This window comes from Streptomyces sp. NPDC096079, from assembly GCF_040303145.1.
Taxonomy (GTDB): Bacteria; Actinomycetota; Actinomycetes; order Streptomycetales; family Streptomycetaceae; genus Streptomyces.
Map to the genome: position 1 here is coordinate 248,934 of NZ_JBEOST010000007.1, position 17,046 is coordinate 265,979.

The 17,046-nt window shown below is 72.3% G+C and carries 14 protein-coding genes; 4 read left to right on the top strand and 10 right to left on the bottom strand.

The genetic code is table 11. The features are described 5' to 3' along the window. Positions 1-74: 74 nt before the first annotated feature. Positions 75-1,604 carry a sodium:solute symporter family protein gene (locus ABTY59_RS17415; protein WP_352019813.1) on the top strand — a complete coding sequence of 510 codons (1,530 nt, stop codon included), beginning with the start codon at positions 75-77 and terminating at the stop codon, positions 1,602-1,604. On the opposite strand, the gene ABTY59_RS17420 is transcribed toward ABTY59_RS17415, so the two are convergent. The 3 genes from ABTY59_RS17420 to ABTY59_RS17430 all read right to left on the bottom strand — a co-directional run bounded on the left by ABTY59_RS17420 (position 1,589) and on the right by ABTY59_RS17430 (position 6,344). After that, positions 1,589-2,704, bottom strand: coding sequence for an ADP-ribosylglycohydrolase family protein (locus ABTY59_RS17420; RefSeq protein WP_352019814.1), 1,116 nt, complete (start codon positions 2,702-2,704; stop codon positions 1,589-1,591). The two genes, ABTY59_RS17415 and ABTY59_RS17420, sit on opposite strands and share 16 nt — an antisense overlap. Positions 2,705-2,845: 141 nt before the next feature. Continuing rightward, complete coding sequence (locus ABTY59_RS17425; protein WP_352019815.1) at positions 2,846-5,431, bottom strand: bifunctional FO biosynthesis protein CofGH; 2,586 nt, start codon at positions 5,429-5,431, stop codon at positions 2,846-2,848. Positions 5,432-5,513: 82 nt separating this feature from the next. Continuing rightward, on the bottom strand, positions 5,514-6,344 hold the full coding sequence (locus ABTY59_RS17430; protein ID WP_352019816.1) for an LLM class F420-dependent oxidoreductase: 831 nt from the start codon (positions 6,342-6,344) through the stop codon (positions 5,514-5,516). Between the two features lie 109 nt (positions 6,345-6,453). Between ABTY59_RS17430 and ABTY59_RS17435 the strand changes: the two genes are divergently transcribed. Together ABTY59_RS17435 and ABTY59_RS17440 are read left to right on the top strand one after the other, a co-directional pair. Next, positions 6,454-7,194, top strand: coding sequence for a GNAT family N-acetyltransferase (locus ABTY59_RS17435; protein WP_352019817.1), 741 nt, complete (start codon positions 6,454-6,456; stop codon positions 7,192-7,194). A gap of 164 nt (positions 7,195-7,358) precedes the next feature. Then, a complete protein-coding gene (locus ABTY59_RS17440) occupies positions 7,359-7,826 on the top strand; it encodes a carboxymuconolactone decarboxylase family protein (protein WP_352019818.1) in 468 nt (155 codons plus the stop codon). Here the strand turns inward: ABTY59_RS17440 and ABTY59_RS17445 are convergent. After that, on the bottom strand, positions 7,792-8,265 hold the full coding sequence (locus ABTY59_RS17445) for a GNAT family N-acetyltransferase (RefSeq protein WP_352019819.1): 474 nt from the start codon (positions 8,263-8,265) through the stop codon (positions 7,792-7,794). The genes ABTY59_RS17440 and ABTY59_RS17445 overlap by 35 nt on opposite strands. A gap of 143 nt (positions 8,266-8,408) precedes the next feature. Here ABTY59_RS17445 and ABTY59_RS17450 point away from each other — a divergent pair, with 143 nt between their 5' ends. After that, complete coding sequence (locus ABTY59_RS17450; protein WP_189806355.1) at positions 8,409-8,627, top strand: hypothetical protein; 219 nt, start codon at positions 8,409-8,411, stop codon at positions 8,625-8,627. 79 nt (positions 8,628-8,706) lie between these two features. Here ABTY59_RS17450 and ABTY59_RS17455 read toward each other — a convergent pair whose 3' ends face one another. The 6 genes from ABTY59_RS17455 to ABTY59_RS17480 form a co-directional block, all read right to left on the bottom strand. Beyond that, positions 8,707-10,272 (bottom strand): APC family permease, encoded by a 1,566-nt coding sequence (locus ABTY59_RS17455; RefSeq protein ID WP_352019820.1) that lies wholly within the window; start codon positions 10,270-10,272, stop codon positions 8,707-8,709. Positions 10,273-10,543: 271 nt separating this feature from the next. Continuing rightward, a complete protein-coding gene (locus tag ABTY59_RS17460; RefSeq protein WP_352019821.1) occupies positions 10,544-12,001 on the bottom strand; it encodes an aldehyde dehydrogenase family protein in 1,458 nt (485 codons plus the stop codon). Next, positions 11,998-13,728, bottom strand: a complete 1,731-nt coding sequence (locus tag ABTY59_RS17465) for an N-acyl-D-amino-acid deacylase family protein (RefSeq protein ID WP_352019822.1) — start codon at positions 13,726-13,728, stop codon at positions 11,998-12,000. Before ABTY59_RS17465 ends, ABTY59_RS17460 begins: the two co-directional genes overlap by 4 nt. A gap of 247 nt (positions 13,729-13,975) precedes the next feature. Beyond that, positions 13,976-15,100 (bottom strand): LLM class flavin-dependent oxidoreductase, encoded by a 1,125-nt coding sequence (locus ABTY59_RS17470; protein WP_352019823.1) that lies wholly within the window; start codon positions 15,098-15,100, stop codon positions 13,976-13,978. A gap of 99 nt (positions 15,101-15,199) precedes the next feature. Beyond that, positions 15,200-15,961 carry an SDR family NAD(P)-dependent oxidoreductase gene (locus tag ABTY59_RS17475; protein ID WP_352019824.1) on the bottom strand — a complete coding sequence of 254 codons (762 nt, stop codon included), beginning with the start codon at positions 15,959-15,961 and terminating at the stop codon, positions 15,200-15,202. 19 nt (positions 15,962-15,980) lie between these two features. Continuing rightward, complete coding sequence (locus tag ABTY59_RS17480; RefSeq protein ID WP_352019825.1) at positions 15,981-16,898, bottom strand: TIGR03619 family F420-dependent LLM class oxidoreductase; 918 nt, start codon at positions 16,896-16,898, stop codon at positions 15,981-15,983. Positions 16,899-17,046: the final 148 nt, after the last annotated feature.

Genomic DNA, 17,046 nt, shown 5'->3' on the forward strand with positions numbered 1-17,046 from the left:
ATTGTCCGGGTCTTTCAACTCCCCACACCATGAACCGCGTTCACAAGACGGACCGGACCTCATGGAGGGGCGCAATGAACAGTCTCGACTGGGCCGTGCTCATCGGCTACTTCGGCGTCATGGTCGCGATCGGCGTCTGGTCCCACAAGCGCGTGGACACCGTCTCCGATTTCTTCACCGCGGGCGGCCGGATGCCCTGGTGGCTCTCCGGCATCTCCCACCACATGTCCGGCTACAGCGCCGTGATGTTCACCGGATACGCGGGCATCGCCTACACCTACGGCGTCACCTCCTACGTCACCTGGTCCTTCCCCATCGCCATCGGCATCGCCATCGGCGCCCACCTCTTCGCACCCCGCCTCAACCGGCTGCGCTCCCGCCTCCGGGTCGCCTCCCCGCTCGAATACCTCAAGGACCGCTACGACCTCCCCACCCAGCAGGCCCTCGCCTGGTCCGGCGTCCTCCTGAAGATCGTCGACGTCGGCGCCAAGTGGGCCGCCATCGCGACCCTGCTCTCCGTCTTCACCGGCATCTCACTCGACCAGGGCATCCTCATCACCGGCGTCGTCACCGGGATCTACTGCACGGTCGGCGGGCTCTGGGCCGACGCCCTCACCGAGCTGGGCCAGTTCGTCATCCAGCTGCTCGCCGGCGTCGCCATGCTCGTCGCGGTCCTCGGCAGGCTGGGCGGGGGCGAGGCCCTCTGGACCGTGTGGGACCGCCCGGAGCTCCAGGGCCACACCGCGCCCACGGCCGGCCCGTACACCCTGACCTTCCTCCTCGCCTACCTCTTCATCAAGACCTTCGAGTACAGCGGCGGCATGTGGAACCAGGCCCAGCGCTACATGGCCACCCCGTCCGCCCGCGAAGCCACCCGCTCCGGCCGCCTCTCCGCCGTGCTCTGGTTCGTCTGGCCGCTCGTCCTCTTCTTCCCCATGTGGTGCGCGCCGCTGCTCGTCCACCCGAAGAAGCCCGACGGCTCCGACGCGTACGCCCTGATGACCGAGCAGCTGCTGCCGCACGGCCTCCTCGGACTCGTCGTCGTCGGCTTCTTCTCGCACACCATGGCCATGTGCTCCTCCGACGCCAACGCCATCGCGGCCGTCTTCACCCGTGACATCGCGCCCGCCCTCAGCAAGGCGGCCCGGAGCTGGTCCCAGCGGGCCGGCCTGGTCGCCGCGCGCTGGTCGACGATCGCCTTCCTCGCCCTGTCGATGGCCGTCGCCACCCAGGTGAACTCCCCCACCTTCAAGGACATCATCACCGTCGTCATCAAGTGGGTCGCCGGACTCATGGGCCCGATCGCGATCCCCTTCATGCTCGGCCTGCTCCGCACCTTCCGGAAGTCCGGCCCCACGGCCGCGCTCGTCTCCTGGGCGGCCGGGCTCTTCGCCTTCTGGCTCACCAACTACGGCCTGGACGGCGTCGAACTGCAGATCCAGATCGTCTCGCCGCTCGCGACCTCGCTCGTCCTGTACGTCCTCGTCGGATACGTGAAGCCCGAGGCCACCCCGGAGCGGGACGCGCTCCTCGACCGGCTGGGCACCGACGGCGGCCCCGTCCCCTCCCCGGCCGGCGCCCGCACGGGTCAGCCCCTGGGATAGCGCGCCAGCCAGCCGGGCGCGGACTCCGTGGCGCTGTGCAGGGCCGCGCCCTGGGTCATCTCCATCGCGAAGTCGTCCGCGAGCTCCAGGACCGTCGCACGGCCCTCCAGATCGGCCAGCCAGGCCGGCGGGAGGGCCGTCTCGCCGTGCAGGGCTCCGAGCAGGGCGCCCGTGAGCGCGCCCGTCACCGCCGAAGGGCCGTCGTGGTTCACCGCGAGCCGCAGCCCGTGCCGCACGTCCTCGCCGACCAGGGCGCAGTACACGGCCACCGCCAGCTGCGCCCCGGCCCGGTCCTCACCGGCCCCCAGGGCCGCCACCCGCCGCGCGTCCGGCACTCCCTCCCGTACGGCTCCGAGGGCCCGGCCCAGCGCCTCGGTGACCGGCTCGTGGCCGGGACGCACCGCGAGCTGCTCCTGGGCGCGGGCCACCGCCGCCTCCACCGAGCCGCCGCGCGCGAGGCCGTGGACGACGACCGCGAAGGCACCCGCCGCGAGGCCCGCGGCCGGGGCGCCGTGCGTCTGCGCGGCGCACTCCACGGCGAGCTGGCAGACCAGCTGCGGCTCCCAGCCGACGAGCAGGCCGAAGGGGGCCGAGCGGACGAGCGCGCCGGAGTCGGCGGCGTCGGGGTTCTTGGGTCGGTCGAGGGTCCCGAGGACGTCGTCGCCCAGGCCCGTGAGGCAGGCGCGGGGCGGGGTGCGGCGGGAGTAGAGCCACTCCTCGCGGGCGAGCCAGCCGTTGTCCTTGCGGCGCTCGTCCGGGCCCCAGTCGCGCTGGGTGGCCGCCCAGCGCAGATGCGCCCGGTGGACGTCGGTGGGCGGGTGCCAGGCGCCGGTGTCGCGGCGGACGTGGGCGCGGATCAGGCCGTCGACGGTGAACAGGGTCATCTGGGTCGCGGCGGTGACGGCGCCCCGGCGGCCGAACGCGGGGGCGGGGTCGGTGAGTCCGTCAGGTCCATGGGCGTCGCGGAGCGCGTCCAGCGGTCCGTCCGCTCCGGCGCCCAGGGCGTCGCCGAGGGCCCCGCCGAGCAGACAGCCCCGTACGCGGGCCCGGAAGTCCTGCTGCTCGGCGCGGCCCCACACGGCTGCGGCTGTCGTGGCCACGACGTGCCCTCCCCCGGTCGGCGGTCTGCGGAGCACTGTAATCGACCGGGTGTGGCCGTTCGGGGTCCGGAACGTTATGCGATCCGAACCCCTTCAGCCCGCTTTTGCCCATGTTCCCCGCCTGTTGTGGGCCGTGGAGGGCTACTCCTGCGGCAGGACCGGGAGGAGCTCCGGGAGATGCCCGTCCGAGGCGCGGGCCGTGGCCCGGCGCTCCTCCGGTACCTCCCCGTACAGCGTCGTCCGGGGCTTCGCCGGACGGCCCGCCGCCTCCGCGATCGCCTCCAGGTCCCGGATGGAGCGGTACGAGCCGTAACCGGAGCCCGCCATGCGCGAGATGGTCTCCTCCATCAGCGTGCCGCCCAGGTCGTTGGCGCCCGAGCGGAGCATCTCCGCCGCGCCCTCGGTACCGAGCTTCACCCAGCTGGTCTGGATGTTCGGGATGTGCGGGTGGAGGAGGAGCCGCGCCATGGCGATGACCGCGCGGTTGTCCCGGGCGGTCGGGCCGGGGCGGGCGATGCCCGCGAGGTAGACGGGCGCGTTGGTGTGGATGAAGGGCAGGGTCACGAACTCGGTGAAGCCGCCCGTCTCCTGCTGGATGCGGGAGAGCGTGCGGAAGTGGCCGAGCCAGTGCCGGGGCTGGTCCACGTGCCCGTACATCATGGTCGAGCTGGAGCGGATGCCCAGCTCGTGCGCCGTCCTGATGACCTCGATCCACGTCGCCGTGGGCAGCTTGCCCTTCGTGAGCACCCAGCGGACCTCGTCGTCGAGGATCTCGGCGGCGGTGCCGGGGATGGAGTCGAGGCCCGCCTCCTTGGCGGCCGTCAGCCACTCCCGTATCGACAGGCCCGTACGGCTCGCGCCGTTGACGACCTCCATCGGCGAGAACGCGTGGACGTGCATCCCCGGGACGCGCTGCTTCACCGCGCGGGCGATGTCGAAGTAGGCCGTGCCGGGCAGGTCGGGGTGGATGCCGCCCTGCATGCAGACCTCGACGGCGCCGACGTCCCAGGCCTGCTCGGCCCGGTCGGCGACCTGGTCCAGGGAGAGGGTGTACGCGTCGGCGTCCGTGCGCCGCTGGGCGAAGGCGCAGAAACGGCAGCCGGTGTAGCAGACGTTGGTGAAGTTGATGTTGCGCGTGACGATGTACGTGACGTCGTCGCCGACCGCGGAGGCGCGGACGTCGTCCGCGATCCGGGTCAGGGCGTCGAGGGCGGGTCCGTCGGCGTGCAGCAGGGCGAGCGCCTGGGCGTCGGTGAGCCGCGTCGGGTCGTCGGCGGCGACGGAGAGCGCCTCACGGACGTCCGCGTCGACGCGCTCGGGCACCATCCCGGGCGCGGCGGCCTCGCGGAGCGCCTCCCAGTCGCCGTACACCTCGTCGAAGTCCTCGCGCCGGTCACCGGTGCGGCCCTCGGTGTCGACGGCCGTGTGCAGATCCGTGCGGCCGGTGGCGGTGAAGACCTCGTCGGACTCCTGCCAGGGCAGACCGCGCACGGGCGCGTCGGGGTTCGCGAGACCGGTCTCGGGGTCGGCGAGGGCGCGGACGTGCGGGAGGAGCCGGGGGTCCAGCCAGGGCTCACCGCGCCGGACGAACTCCGGATACACACAGAGCCGTTCGCGCAGCTCGAAGCCGGCGGCCCGCGACCGGGCGGCCAGCTCCTCGATCTGCGGCCAGGGGCGCTCGGGGTTGACGTGGTCGATGGTGAGGGGGGAGACCCCGCCCCAGTCGTCGATGCCGGCGGCGATCAGCCGCTCGTACGCCGAGTCCACGAGGTTCGGCGGGGCCTGGAGACAGGCGGAGGGGCCCATGATGAGCCGGGCGACGGCGACCGTGGCGACGAGGTCGTCGAGTTCGGCGTCGGGCATCCCGCGCATGGCCGTGTCCGGCTTGGCGCGGAAGTTCTGGATGATCAGTTCCTGGATCGAGTGGTAGGCCCGCGCGATCCGGCGCAGCGCGAACAGGGACTCGGCCCGCTCCTCCAGGGTCTCCCCGATGCCGAGCAGCAGCCCCGAGGTGAAGGGGACGGAGGACCGGCCGGCGTCCTCCAGGACCCGGAGCCGCACGGCCGGCTCCTTGTCGGGGGACCCGTGGTGCGGGCCGCCGGGCTCGGACCAGAGCCGGGTCGCGGTGGTCTCCAGCATCATGCCCATGGAGGGCGCGACGGGCTTGAGGCGCTGGAAGTCGGTCCAGGACAGCACGCCGGGGTTGAGGTGCGGCAGGAGGCCCGTCTCCTCCAGGATCCGGATCGCCATGGCCCGCACGTACGCGATGGTGTCGTCGTAGCCGTGCGCGTCGAGCCACTCGCGGGCCTCGGGCCAGCGGTCCTCGGGCTTGTCGCCGAGGGTGATCAGGGCTTCCTTGCAGCCCATCTCGGCGCCGCGCCGGGCGACGTCGAGGACCTCGTCCGGCGACATGAACATCCCGTGCCCGTCCCGGCGGAGCTTGCCCGGGACGGTGACGAAGGTGCAGTAGTGGCACTTGTCCCGGCACAGCCGGGTGAGCGGTATGAAGACGCTCTTCGAGTACGTGACGACCCCGGGCCGCCCGGCGGCCCGGAGCCCGGCGTCCCGGACGCGGCCCGCGGAGGCGACGAGGTCCTCCAGGTCGCTCCCCCGCGCCCGCAGCAGCACGGCGGCCTCCGCGACGTCGAGCGCGACCCCGTCCCTGGCCCGCTTGAGGGCACGGCGCATCGCGTTCCCGGTGGGTCGTCCTGCCTGGTGATCCGTCATGTAGGGAGCATACGAGCGACCCCCGGACGGGTGGTCCGCGTCCCCACGGCCGTCCGCGCCGGAACCCGGACCCGGCCGCTCCTCAGAGGTACCGCGCATATCCGTCGAGCACCTCCAGGACCTCCCGCTCGTCCCCCGGGGGCAGCTGGAGGACGACCTCCTCGCAGCCGAGTTCGGCGTAGTGGGCCAGTTTGCCGGGGGACGGGAGCACCGCGTACGGGACGAGCTGGAGGGCCTTCGGATCGCGGCCGGCCCCCTCCCAGGCCTCGCGCAGGACGGGGAGGGACTCCGTCAGGCCCCGGCCGCCGATCGGCATCCAGCCGTCGGTCTGCGCCGCGATCTGCGCGAAGAGCTTCGGGCCCGCCGCGCCGCCCAGCAGGATCCGCGGGGCGCCGCCGGCCGGCTTGGGCCAGACCTCCGAGGCACGGACGGACTCGCCGTACTCCCCTTCGTACGCCGTCGGTTCGGGTGCCCACAGGGCCCGCATCAGCGCGAGCCGGTCACGGCCGAGTTCCCGGCGGGTGGACCAGTCGACGCCGTGGTCCGCTGCCTCCTCCCGGTTCCAGCCGAAGCCGAGGCCCAGCGTGAACCGGCCCCCGGAAAGGTGGTCGAGGGTGGCGATCTGCTTGGCCAGGACGATCGGGTCGTGCTGGGTGATCAGCGTGATCCCGGTGCCGAGGCCCAGGCGCTCGGTGACCGCCGCGGCCTGCCCCAGGGCCACGAGCGGGTCGAGCGTCCGGGTGTACTCCCGCGGCAGCCGCCCGCCCGCCGGCCAGGGCGTCTCGCGGGCGACGGGGATGTGGGTGTGCTCGGGCAGATAGAGCCCCGCGAAGCCGCGCTGCTCCAGCTCCCGCGCGAGCCGCACCGGGCTGATGGTCTCGTCGGTCAGGAAGATCGTGGTCGAGATCCGCATAGCCGCACGGTAGGGGGTGGGGCGCGGATTTCCGAGAGGTGCGGCGGGCTTCTCCTGCTCCCCCGGGAAATGCCCCGCCCCGCCGTGGCCCGGCTGCTTGGATGAGCCGGTGCTGAAGCGAATCGAGTCGTACTACGACGCCGTCCCCCGTTCCGCCGCCCGCGCCGAGGACTTCGGGCCGCTCACCCTCTTCGTGCAGGAGGGGACGGGCTGGCCCTACTACGCCCGTCCGGCGCTCGGCCACGAGGGCGCGGTCCCCGTGGCGGCCGTGGAGAAGGTGCGGGCCCGGCAGCGGGAGCTGGGCGTGCCCGAGGCCTTCGAGTGGGTAGCGGAGACGTCACCCGGGCTCCGGGCCGCGGTCGAGGCGACCGGGCTCACCGTGCACGAGCACCCGCTGATGGCCCTGGAGGGCGAGCCGCTCGCCGTGCCGGCCCCGGAGGGCGTCACCGTCCGGCTGGTGGGCGCGGACGACGCGGCGCTGGAGACCGCGGTCGCCGCCCCGTACGCCGCCTTCGGGGCGGAGCCGGCGCCCGGCAGCACCGCGCAGGTGGCCCGGCGTCTCGCCGCCGGTCTCACCCGGCTCGCGGCGGCCTTCGACGCGGCCGGGACCGCTCTCGCGGCCGGTCAGCACCAGCCCGTCGGGGCCGTCTCCGAGGTCGTCGGCGTCGGCACCGTCCCCCCGGCGCGGCGCCGGGGCCTCGGGCTCGCGGTCACGGCCGCCCTGGTCGCGGACGCCCGCGCCCACGGCACGGAGCTCGTGTTCCTGACGGCCTCGGACGCGGACGTGGCCCGGCTCTACGGCCGCCTCGGCTTCCGCACGGTCGCGACCGCCCTCATCGCGGAGGCCTGAGACGCGGGGGCGACGCCCGGCGGGCAGGCGGGCAGGCGGGCAGGCGGGCAGGCGGGCAGGCGGGCAGGCGAAAAAGATTCTCCCGTCGTGTCACATCCTCGGCCCGCGGTCCGTCAGTGCGGTGGAAGCAGCGAACGAGACACAGACACCGAGGAGCGATCACCATGGCGCACCAGCCCGAGGCCCGTATGACCAATCCCGCGTACGTCCTGGCCGGTGCCGGGCCGGCGATCCAGGAGCTCGTGAAGGCCACCCGTCAGGGCGGGGTCGACGAGGCGGTCCTGGAGCTGGTGCACCTGCGGGCCAGCCAGATCAACAACTGCGGCTTCTGCGTCGACTACGGCGCCAAGAGCGCCCGGAAGAACGGCGTCTCCGACGAGAAGCTGTTCGCCGTCGCGGCCTGGCGCGAGGCCCCGTACTTCTCCGACGAGGAGCGCGCGGCCCTGGCCCTCGCCGAGGCGGCGACCCGGCTCGCCGACGTCTCGGACGCGGTGCCGGACGCGGTGTGGGACGCCGCCGCCGACCACTTCGACGAGAAGCAGCTCGCCGCGATCGTGCTGATGGTCGGCGTCACCAACCTGTTCAACCGGCTCAACGTCACCGTCCGGCAGCCCGCGGGCGCGGGGTTCTGACCAGCGTGACGTCCACCGGGTCCTCCGACTCGAAGCGGAACCCCTCGCGCTCGTAGAGGCGGCGGGCCGCGCTGCCCTGGAGGACCACGAGCCGGACGGGCACGCCCTCCGCGTCCGCCCGGCCGAGCAGCTCGCGCAGGACCGCCGTCCCGAGGCCCCGGCCCCGGGTCTCGGGAGCCAGGTAGAAGTGTTCGAGGTAGAGGCCCTCGCCGTCCTCGTACGGGCGCACCGTGACGCAGCCGGCGAGCGAGCCGTCCAGTTCGATCACCGAGGTGTGCCGCGGCGAGAAGCCGTCGCGCAGCCGCTGGCGCACCCGGTGCTCGTCGTAGCGGCCGAGGCGTTCGAGGTCGGGGCGCATGACCTCGGCCCGCAGCTCGGCCATCGGCTCGACGTCCTCCGGGCGGCCCGGGCGCAGCGCCCAGTTCGTTTCACCGTACATGCACGCATCCTAAGGAGGCCTCCGTGTCCCGGCTCGTCAAGGCCGTGCACTCGGGCGCCGACGTGCCCGGCGCTGCGGGTACCGCGTGGCCGGCGGGGCCTGGTAGGTCGTAACCCCGTGGGGGGACGCGCGTTACGACGGGCATGAAGAAGATCCTCACCGCAGCCGCCCTGACCGTCTTCGCCGCCGCCGGTGCCGCCGGTGCGGCGGCCGGCACCGCCGCCGCCGACACCGGCGGCATGAACCTGCCCTCGGTCGTCCCGCTCAGCGGCGTCCTGACCCCCAAGGCCAAGCCGGCCGGCACCCCCGACCTGCCGCCGGCCAACGCGGCGGTGGAGCGCCTGCTGCCCGGTCACCACTGACCGCGGCGAAGGGGACGAAGGCGGCGGGACCCCCCACGGGCCCGCCGCCTTCGCGTTTCTCGGACGCCCCGGGAGGGCGTCAGTCCGCGAGCACCATCGACGGGGTCTCCTTCGTGAGGACCTCGCCGCGGAAGAACGCGGGGCTCTTCCGCTGCATGACCAGCATGATCACGAAGCCGAGGAGCAGCAGTCCGACACCGATCACGAAGACGGAGCCGACGCCGAAGACGGCGGAGCCGGAGCCGTACGCCGGGTCCCACATGTCGTAGAGCGTCTTGCCGAAGACGGCGGTGAGCATCAGGCCGCCGAGGGCCGGCAGGAGGCCCTTGAAGGCGAAGGAGCGGGCGGAGCGGAAGAGCTCGCCGCGGAAATACCAGACGCAGGCGAAGGCCGTCAGCGCGTAGTAGAAGCAGATCATCAGGCCGAGCGCGTAGATGGTGTCGACCAGGACGTGCTCGCTGACCAGGGTCATCACGGTGTAGAAGACGCCGGTGGCGACGCCGGCCACGACGGTGGCCTTGCCGGGGGTCTTGAAGACCGGGTGGACCTTGGTGAAGGACTTCGGCAGCGCCTCGTACGTGGACATCGCGAGCACCGTGCGGGCGACCGGGATGAAGGTGGTCTGGAGGCTCGCCGCCGCCGAGGCGAGGACCGCGACGAAGAGCAGGATGCCGAGCGTGGGGCCCATGACGGGGCCGGCGAGGGCGGCGAAGACGTTGTCGGAGGTCTCCGGGTTGGCGAGGCCGAGGCCCTTCTCGCCGGAGCCGACGGCCATCTGGGCGGCGACGCCGGTGGCCAGGTACGAGCCGACGAGGACGACCATCGCGATGAGGGCGGCGCGGCCGGGCGTCTTGGCGCTGCCGGTGGTCTCCTCGTTGGTCGCCATGCAGGCGTCCCAGCCCCAGTACATGAAGATCGAGAGGGAGAGTCCGGCCGTGAAGGCGGCGAAGGACTGCACCGCGAAGGGGTTCATCCAGGACCAGGAGAAGTCGACCGAGGTCTCGAAGGAGCCGGCCTTCGACAGGGCCATCGCGACGAAGATGCCGAGGACGACGAGCTGGAGGCCGACGAGGGTGTACTGGATGCCCTTGGTGGCGGTCATGCCGCGGTAGCTGATCGCGGTGGCGACGGCGATGAGCGTCAGGCAGGTGAGGATGTGGACGGCCTTGTTGTCGTCCAGGGCGGCGATGGAGTCGCTGCCGCTGATCTCGCCCGCGAGGAGCCAGAAGTAGGAGGTCGCGACGCCGGCCAGGTTGGACAGCACGATGATCGTCGCGATGACGAGGCCCCAGCCGCACATCCAGCCGATCTTGGGCCCGAAGGCCTTCACGGTCCAGGTGAACGAGGTGCCGCAGTCGGGCATGACCTTGTTGAGCTCCCGGTACGCGAAGGCGACGAGGAGCATCGGGAGGAAGCCCGCGAGGAAGATGGCGGGCATCTGCAGTCCGACCTCGCCGGCCGTGGAGCCGAGCGTGGACGTCAGGCAGTAGACGGGGGCGACGGTCGAGATGCCGATGACGGCGCTGCCGAGGAGGCCCACGGAGTTGCCGCCGAGGCCCTTGGTGCGCACGCCGGAGGTGCCGCCCGGGGCGTCGACGCCCCTTACCGTGTCTCCGGCCTGCTGCCGTACGTCCACCTGAGTCATGAACAGGACGTTAAATGCTGCGGTTTCCACATCCGGAGGATCAGAGTCCGCTCACTTGATCGATCATCGCCTTGCATTGGGTGGGTCGAACCGGACACTCGCCAATGATTGAAAGATCGACCAACCGGGCGAGCCGACCAACCGGTAGGTCCGGCGACGAGTGTCCGATATGCGGGAACCGCAGCTGTGCCCCAAATGTCCGATTCCAAATTTTCCCGAAGAATTTTCGGGACCGTTCCCACCCGGGTCTCACCCGGGTCTCACCCGGGTCTCACCCGGGCCAGACGACCGCCTGCAGCTCGCTGTACGCGTGCAGCGCGTACGAGCCGACGTCCCGCCCGACACCGCTCTTCTTGAAGCCGCCGAACGGCGCCTCCATGTTCCGGCCGATCGTGTTCACGCCCACCCCGCCGGCCCGCAGCCGGGCCGCGACGCGGAAGGCGCGGGCCACGTCGCCGGACCACACGTAGTCGATCAGCCCGTAGTCGCTGTCGTTGGCGAGCGCGATCCCCTCCTCCTCCCCGTCGAAGGGGACGACCACGACGACCGGACCGAAGATCTCCTCCCGCACCACCCTCATCTCGTTGGTGCAGTCGGCGAGCAGCGTCGGGGCCACGTAGAAGCCCTTCGCGAAGTCCGGACGCTCGCCGCCCGCGACGACCCGCGCCCCTTCCTTCCGCCCCAGCTCGACGTACGACTCCACCCGGTCGCGGTGGGCCGCCGAGATCACCGGGCCGACCACCGTCCCCCGCTCCGCCGGGTCCCCCACCGTCATGAAGGCGAGGTAGCCGGTCAGCTTCTCGATCAGCCGCTCGTAGATCCCGCGCTGGGCGAGCACCCGGGTCGGCGCCGTGCAGATCTGTCCGCTGTAGAAGGCGAAGGTCGTCCCGATCCCCATGACCGCCGAGTCCAGGTCGGCGTCGTCGAAGACCAGCGCCGCGCCCTTCCCGCCCAGCTCCATCAGCTGCCGCTTGAGCGAGCGGCCGCAGACCTCGCCGATCGCCTGTCCGACGGCCGTGGAGCCGGTGAAGGAGACCATGTCGACGTCCGGGGAGTCGACGGCCGCCTCCCCGACCGCCCGCGCCGAGCCGGTGACGACGTTCACCACCCCCGCCGGGACGCCGGCCTCCGCCAGGGCCCGGGTCATCGCGTACACGGAGAGCGGGTCCTGCGGGGCCGGCTTCACCACGACCGTGTTGCCCATCGCGAGCGCCGGGGCGATCTTGCCCGCCGGGTTGGCCCAGGGGTTGTTGTACGAGGTGATGCAGGTGACGACACCGACCGGGCGCCGCACCGCCACCGCGCCGAACACCCCGGCCTTCCCCATCGGGCCGGCCTCGTTGATCTGCGGGGGCAGCGCCTGCTCGACCGGCTCCATGGCCCCCCGCGCGTACCGGCGGAAGCGGGAGGAGCCGACCGCGACCTGCATCCCGCGTGCGGTGCCGGTGGTGGCGCCGGTCTCCGCGCGGGCGAGCAGCGTGTTCTCCTCGGCGTCCCGGGCCATCAGGTCCGCGGCCCGGTCGAGGATCGCCGCCCGCTCCTCCGGCCTCGTGCGGGACCAGGTCGCGAAGGCCTCGCGGGCCGCGGCGGCCGCCTCGTACACCTGCGCCCGGGAGGCCTCGGGCGCGAGCCCGACGACCTCCTCGGACGCCGGGTCGATCACCTCGTAGTGCCCGCCGTCGGGCTCGACCCACTCTCCCCCTATATAGAGGCGCTCGGTCCGGGTCATCGCGTGCTCACCGTCCTCGTGTCGCGGCCCGAGCGCAGCACCTTGCCCGGGATCGCTCCGGTCACCTCGTCGTCCCGCACCGTCTCCACGCCGTTGACCCGCACCGACACGATCCCCACCGCCCGCGAGTCCAGGCGCGGGCTGTCCCCCGGCAGGTCGTGCACCAGGGTCGCCGGGCCCGCGTCGATCCGCTCCGGGTCGAAGAGGACCAGGTCGGCGTGGAAGCCGTCCGCGATCCGGCCGCGCTCCCGCAGCCCGAAGAGCCGGGCCGGGTCGTCGCTCAGCATCTTCACGGCCCGCTCCAGGGGCACCAGCTTCCGGCCGCGCAGACAGTCGCCGATGAAGCGGGTGGTGTACGGGGCCCCGCACATCCGGTCCAGGTGCGCGCCCGCGTCCGATCCGCCGAGCAGGACGTCCTCGTGGTCCCAGGTCTCCCGGCGCAGTGCCCAGGAGGCCGGGTCGTTGTCGCTGGGCATCGGCCACAGGACGGTCCTGAGGTCGTCGTTGGCGCAGATCTCGACGAGCGCCTGGAAGGGGTCCTGTCCCCGCTCGGCCGCGATGTCGCCGACGACGCGGCCGGTGAGGCCCTCGTTCTCCCGGCTGTAGGTGTCCCCGATGACGTACCGGGCGAAGTGCGCGAGGCGCCGGAAGACGCCCGCCTCCTTGGAGTCGGCGCGCCGCAGCATTCCGGCCCGTACCTCGGGGTCGCGGAGCTTCGCGATCCGCTCGGGGACGGGGAGGGCGAGGATCTCGCCCCAGCCGGGGATGAGGTTGAGGGCGCAGAACGTGCCGAGGGACATGTTCATGGGGGTGAGGATGGGCATGGTCAGCGCGACGATCCGGCCGCCGGACTTGCGGGCCCGCTCCGAGGCGGTGAGCTGGCGCGGGACGCGCTCGGGGACGGCCGCGTCGATGGTGAGGACGTTCCAGTTGAGGGGCCGCCCGGCGGCGGCGGTCATCTCGACGAACAGCTCGATCTCGTCGTCGGAGAACTGGTCCAGGCAGCCGGCGAGGATGGCCTCCAGCTGCGTCCCCTCGTGCTCCCCGACGGCCCTCGACAGGGCGATCAGCTCGGCGGGGCCCGCGTGCCGGGAGGCGACGGGGGCGCCCTCGCCGTCGGAATGGGTGGCGGACTGGGTGGTGGAGAGCCCCCAGGCGCCGGCCGCCATGGCCTCCTTGAGCAGTCCGACCATCCGGTCCAGCTGCTCGGGGGTCGGCTGCCCGCCGACGGCGTCCGCGCCCATCACGTAGCGGCGCAGGGCGCAGTGGCCGACCATGAAGCCGGCGTTGACGGCGATCCGTCCGTCGAGGGCGTCCAGGTACTCGGCGAAGGAGGACCAGGTCCAGTCGACGCCCTCCTCCAGGGCCTTGAGCGCCATGCCCTCGACCTTGGACATCATGCGGCGCGTGTAGTCGGCGTCCTCGGGGCGGTCCGGGTGGAGGGGCGCGAGGGTGAAGCCGCAGTTGCCGCCGGCGACGGTGGTGACGCCGTGGTTCATGGACGGGGTGGCGTACGGGTCCCAGAACAGCTGGGCGTCGTAGTGGGTGTGCGGGTCGACGAAACCGGGGGCGAGGACGAGGCCCGTGGCGTCCTCGGTGCTCCGTGCGGTGGCGTGGTCGGGGACGGGGAAGACGATCCGCCCGTCGCGGATGCCGACGTCGGCGACGTGGGCGGGGGCGCCGGTGCCGTCCACGACGGTGGCGCCCGTGATCAGGTGGTCGAGCATGACGGTCCCTCTCTGTCCTCTGTCCGTCTCTGTTCTCTGTCCGTCTCTGTTCTCTGACCGTCTCTGTTCTCTGTCCGTTTCCGTCCTCTGTGCGTTTCTCCTCGGACGCGGGTGTGCCCCGGACCGGGGGCCGCCGCGGAACGGCCTCCGGCCGGGGCAGGTACGGGGCGGCGATCCGGGAAGACCCGCCCCGTGTTTCCGCCGTCCTGGGCCGCGCCCCGTCGGCGCCGCCCGCACGGGTGGGGGCTCAGGAGCCCGCGGACCGGCGCATGCGGGTGGTGCGGTGGACGGGGTCCGTGTCGATCTTCGGGATGACGTGCTCGCCGATCAGCTTGATCGAGTTCATCGTGTCCTCGTACGAGATCCCGATCGGCAGGCCGAAGGACAGCTGGTCCGCCCCCGCCTGCTCCCACCGCTTGCACTGCGCGAGGACCTCCGACGGGTCGCCGCAGATCATCAGTTCCTCCTGGATGAGGAGCTCGATGATCTCCGCGGAGTACTCGGGGAGGAGCTCGGGCCACTCGGGGATGCCCTCGGGCCGCGGGAAGGTGTCGTGGTAGCGGAAGAGGAGGGACTGGAGGTAGTTCAGTCCGCCGCCGACCGCGATCTCGACGGCCTTCTCGTGCGTCTCGGCGCAGATCGCCGTCGAGGTCACCATGACGTTGTCGTTGACGAAGTCGCCGACCGCCTTGGCCTCCTTGATCGCGTTCTTGTAGGACTCGACGACCCACTCCATGTCGGAGACCTTCTGGACGCTGAAGCCGAGGACGCCGAGGCCCATCTTTCCGGCCATGGCGTACGAGGACGGGGACCCGGCGGCGTACCACATGGCGGGGTGGGACTTGCCGTACGGCTTGGGGAGGACCTTGCGGGGCGGCAGCGACCAGTGCTTGCCCTGGAAGCCGGCGTACTCGTCCTGGAGCCACATCTTGGGGAACTCGGCGATGGTCTCCTCCCAGATCTCCTTCGTGTGGTTCATGTCGGTGATGCCCGGCATGAACCCGAGGATCTCGTGGGAGCCCGCCCCGCGCCCGGAGCCGAACTCGAAGCGTCCGCCGGAGAGGTGGTCGAGCATGGCGACCTTCTCGGCGACCTTCACCGGGTGGTTGACGGGGGCGAGGGGGTTGAAGATTCCCGAGCCCAGGTGGATCCGTTCCGTCGCGTGGGCGAGGTAGCCCAGGTAGACGTCGTTGGCGGAGAGGTGCGAGTACTCCTCCAGGAAGTGGTGCTCGGAGGCCCAGGCGTACTTGAAGCCGGACCTGTCGGCCTGGATGACGTACTCGGTCTCCTCCATGAGGGCCTTGTGCTCGGCTTCGGGATCGGTCTCGGCGCGCTTGCCGACGTATCCCTGTACGAAGATCCCGAATTCCAAGGGGGTTCACCGTCCTCGTCTTATCTGACGATGCGTCAGATTCCTTGATGTGCCCGACTCTCGCACCGCCGCGCAGGTGCGTCAATACCTGACGAGCCGTCAGAACAGGCTCACGCCCGCCAGCCAGCCGCCGTCGATCACGAACGGCTGCCCCGTGATGTACGCCGAGTCCTCCCCGGTCAGGAAGAGCGCGAGGGACGCCACCTCCTCCGGCCGGCCGATCCGCCCGAGGGGCACGAGCTTGCGGTACAGCCCGGCCGTGGCCTCCGGATCGACGCCCTCCGGGTTGCTCATGGGGGTGTCGATCGCCCCCGGACAGACCGCGTTGACCCGGATCCCCTTCGCGGCCAGCTCCAGGGCCGCGACCCGCGTCAGCCCGAGGACCGCGTGCTTCGTCGCCGCGTAGGCGCCGACCCCGGCCATGCCGGTGATCCCCGTGTACGAGGCGGTGTTGACGATCGTCCCGCCGCCGGCCGCCGCGATCTCGGGCGCGACCGTGCGGATCCCCAGGAAGCAGCCGGTCTGGTTCACGGACACGATCGCCCGGAACTCCTCCAGCGGCGTGGAGACCAGCTCGTTGAAGCGGAGGATGCCCGCGTTGTTGACGAGCCCGTCGATCTTCCCGAACCGCTCCTTCGCCGCCGCGACGGCCGCCGCCCAGCCGTCCTCGCTCGTCACGTCCAGATGGACGTACGCGGCCCGGTCCTCCCCCAGCTCCTTGGCCAGCGCCTCCCCGGCCTCGTCCAGGACGTCCCCGAGGACGACCCTCGCCCCCTCGGCGGCGAACAGCCGCGCCTCCTGCTCGCCCTGCCCGCGCGCCGCGCCGGTGACCAGGACGACCCGCCCGTCGAGCTTGCCCATGTCCGTACTCCCTAGAGGTCTACAGGTGGGGGGCGACCTCCGTGCCGAAGGCCGCCATCTGATCGATGAGTTCGGTCAGGCCCCGGGAGCGGAACCGGACCTGGATCTGGTGCACGCCCATCTCCCCGTACGCGCGCAGGGAGGCCGCGAGCTCCTCCGGCCGGCCGCTCAGGGTGCGCCGCCCGACCTCCCAGCCGGGCGTGCCGACGTACAGCGCCTCGGTGATCGCGCCGACCGTGATCGGCTCCGCGATCCCCGCGTCCGTACGCAGCCGCAGCAGCCTCCCGATCTGCGCGGCGAGCTTGTCCCGCGGGTCGCCCTGCGGCAGCCAGCCGTCCCCCTTGAGCGCGGCGCGGCGCACGGCGGCCGGGGAGGAGCCGCCCACCCAGAGCGGGACGCGCTCCTGCGCGGGCCGGGGCAGCTGCCCGAGGTCCTTGAAGGAGAACCGCTCCCCCAGGTGCTCCGGGTACTCCTCGGGCCCGAGGGCCGCCCGCAGCGCGTCGACCGTCTCGTCGAGCACGGCGCCACGGCGGGCGAAGTCCACGCCGAGCACCTCGAACTCCTCCTGGACGTGCCCGGCGCCCACGCCGAGGACCAGGCGCCCGCCGGAGAGGTGGTCGAGCGTCGCGTACGCCTTGGCCGTGACGAGCGGGTGGCGCAGGCCGACGACGGCGACGTGCGAGAGGAGCCGGACCCGCTCGGTGGCGGCGGCGAGGAAGGAGAGCGTGGCGACCGGGTCGTACCAGACAGTGCTCATGGCCCCGGCGAGCCGGCGCGGGATGGCGACGTGGTCGCAGCTCGCGAGGTAGTCGAAGCCGTGGGCCTCGGCGGCCCGGGCGACGGCGAGCAGATCGGCCGGACCCGCACCCGCCTCCCAGGCCTCGGCGTAGAGGGTGCTCTGCGACTGGACCGGCAGCTGCATGCCGTAGACCACCATGGGAAACCCCTCATCTGACGGACCGTCACTTCAACGAGCAGGCCCATGCTCGTACCTGACGATCCATCAGGCAAGGGGTAGGAGGTTCCGCGTGCGTGACGCACCCCCGCCCGGGCGGCCGGAGCCGCCCGGGCGGGGTCGTCGTCCT

What these genes read in the sequence shown, in the direction of transcription:
- ABTY59_RS17460 (WP_352019821.1), bottom strand. Translation starts at nt 12,001, where the DNA reads ATGACCCGGACCGAGCGCCTCTATATAGGGGGAGAGTGGGTCGAGCCC.
- ABTY59_RS17465 (WP_352019822.1), bottom strand. Translation starts at nt 13,728, where the DNA reads ATGCTCGACCACCTGATCACGGGCGCCACCGTCGTGGACGGCACCGGC.
- ABTY59_RS17415 (WP_352019813.1), top strand. Translation starts at nt 75, where the DNA reads ATGAACAGTCTCGACTGGGCCGTGCTCATCGGCTACTTCGGCGTCATG.
- ABTY59_RS17425 (WP_352019815.1), bottom strand. Translation starts at nt 5,431, where the DNA reads ATGACGGATCACCAGGCAGGACGACCCACCGGGAACGCGATGCGCCGT.
- ABTY59_RS17475 (WP_352019824.1), bottom strand. Translation starts at nt 15,961, where the DNA reads ATGGGCAAGCTCGACGGGCGGGTCGTCCTGGTCACCGGCGCGGCGCGC.
- ABTY59_RS17445 (WP_352019819.1), bottom strand. Translation starts at nt 8,265, where the DNA reads ATGTACGGTGAAACGAACTGGGCGCTGCGCCCGGGCCGCCCGGAGGAC.
- ABTY59_RS17455 (WP_352019820.1), bottom strand. Translation starts at nt 10,272, where the DNA reads ATGACTCAGGTGGACGTACGGCAGCAGGCCGGAGACACGGTAAGGGGC.
- ABTY59_RS17440 (WP_352019818.1), top strand. Translation starts at nt 7,359, where the DNA reads ATGGCGCACCAGCCCGAGGCCCGTATGACCAATCCCGCGTACGTCCTG.
- ABTY59_RS17430 (WP_352019816.1), bottom strand. Translation starts at nt 6,344, where the DNA reads ATGCGGATCTCGACCACGATCTTCCTGACCGACGAGACCATCAGCCCG.
- ABTY59_RS17450 (WP_189806355.1), top strand. Translation starts at nt 8,409, where the DNA reads ATGAAGAAGATCCTCACCGCAGCCGCCCTGACCGTCTTCGCCGCCGCC.
- ABTY59_RS17480 (WP_352019825.1), bottom strand. Translation starts at nt 16,898, where the DNA reads ATGGTGGTCTACGGCATGCAGCTGCCGGTCCAGTCGCAGAGCACCCTC.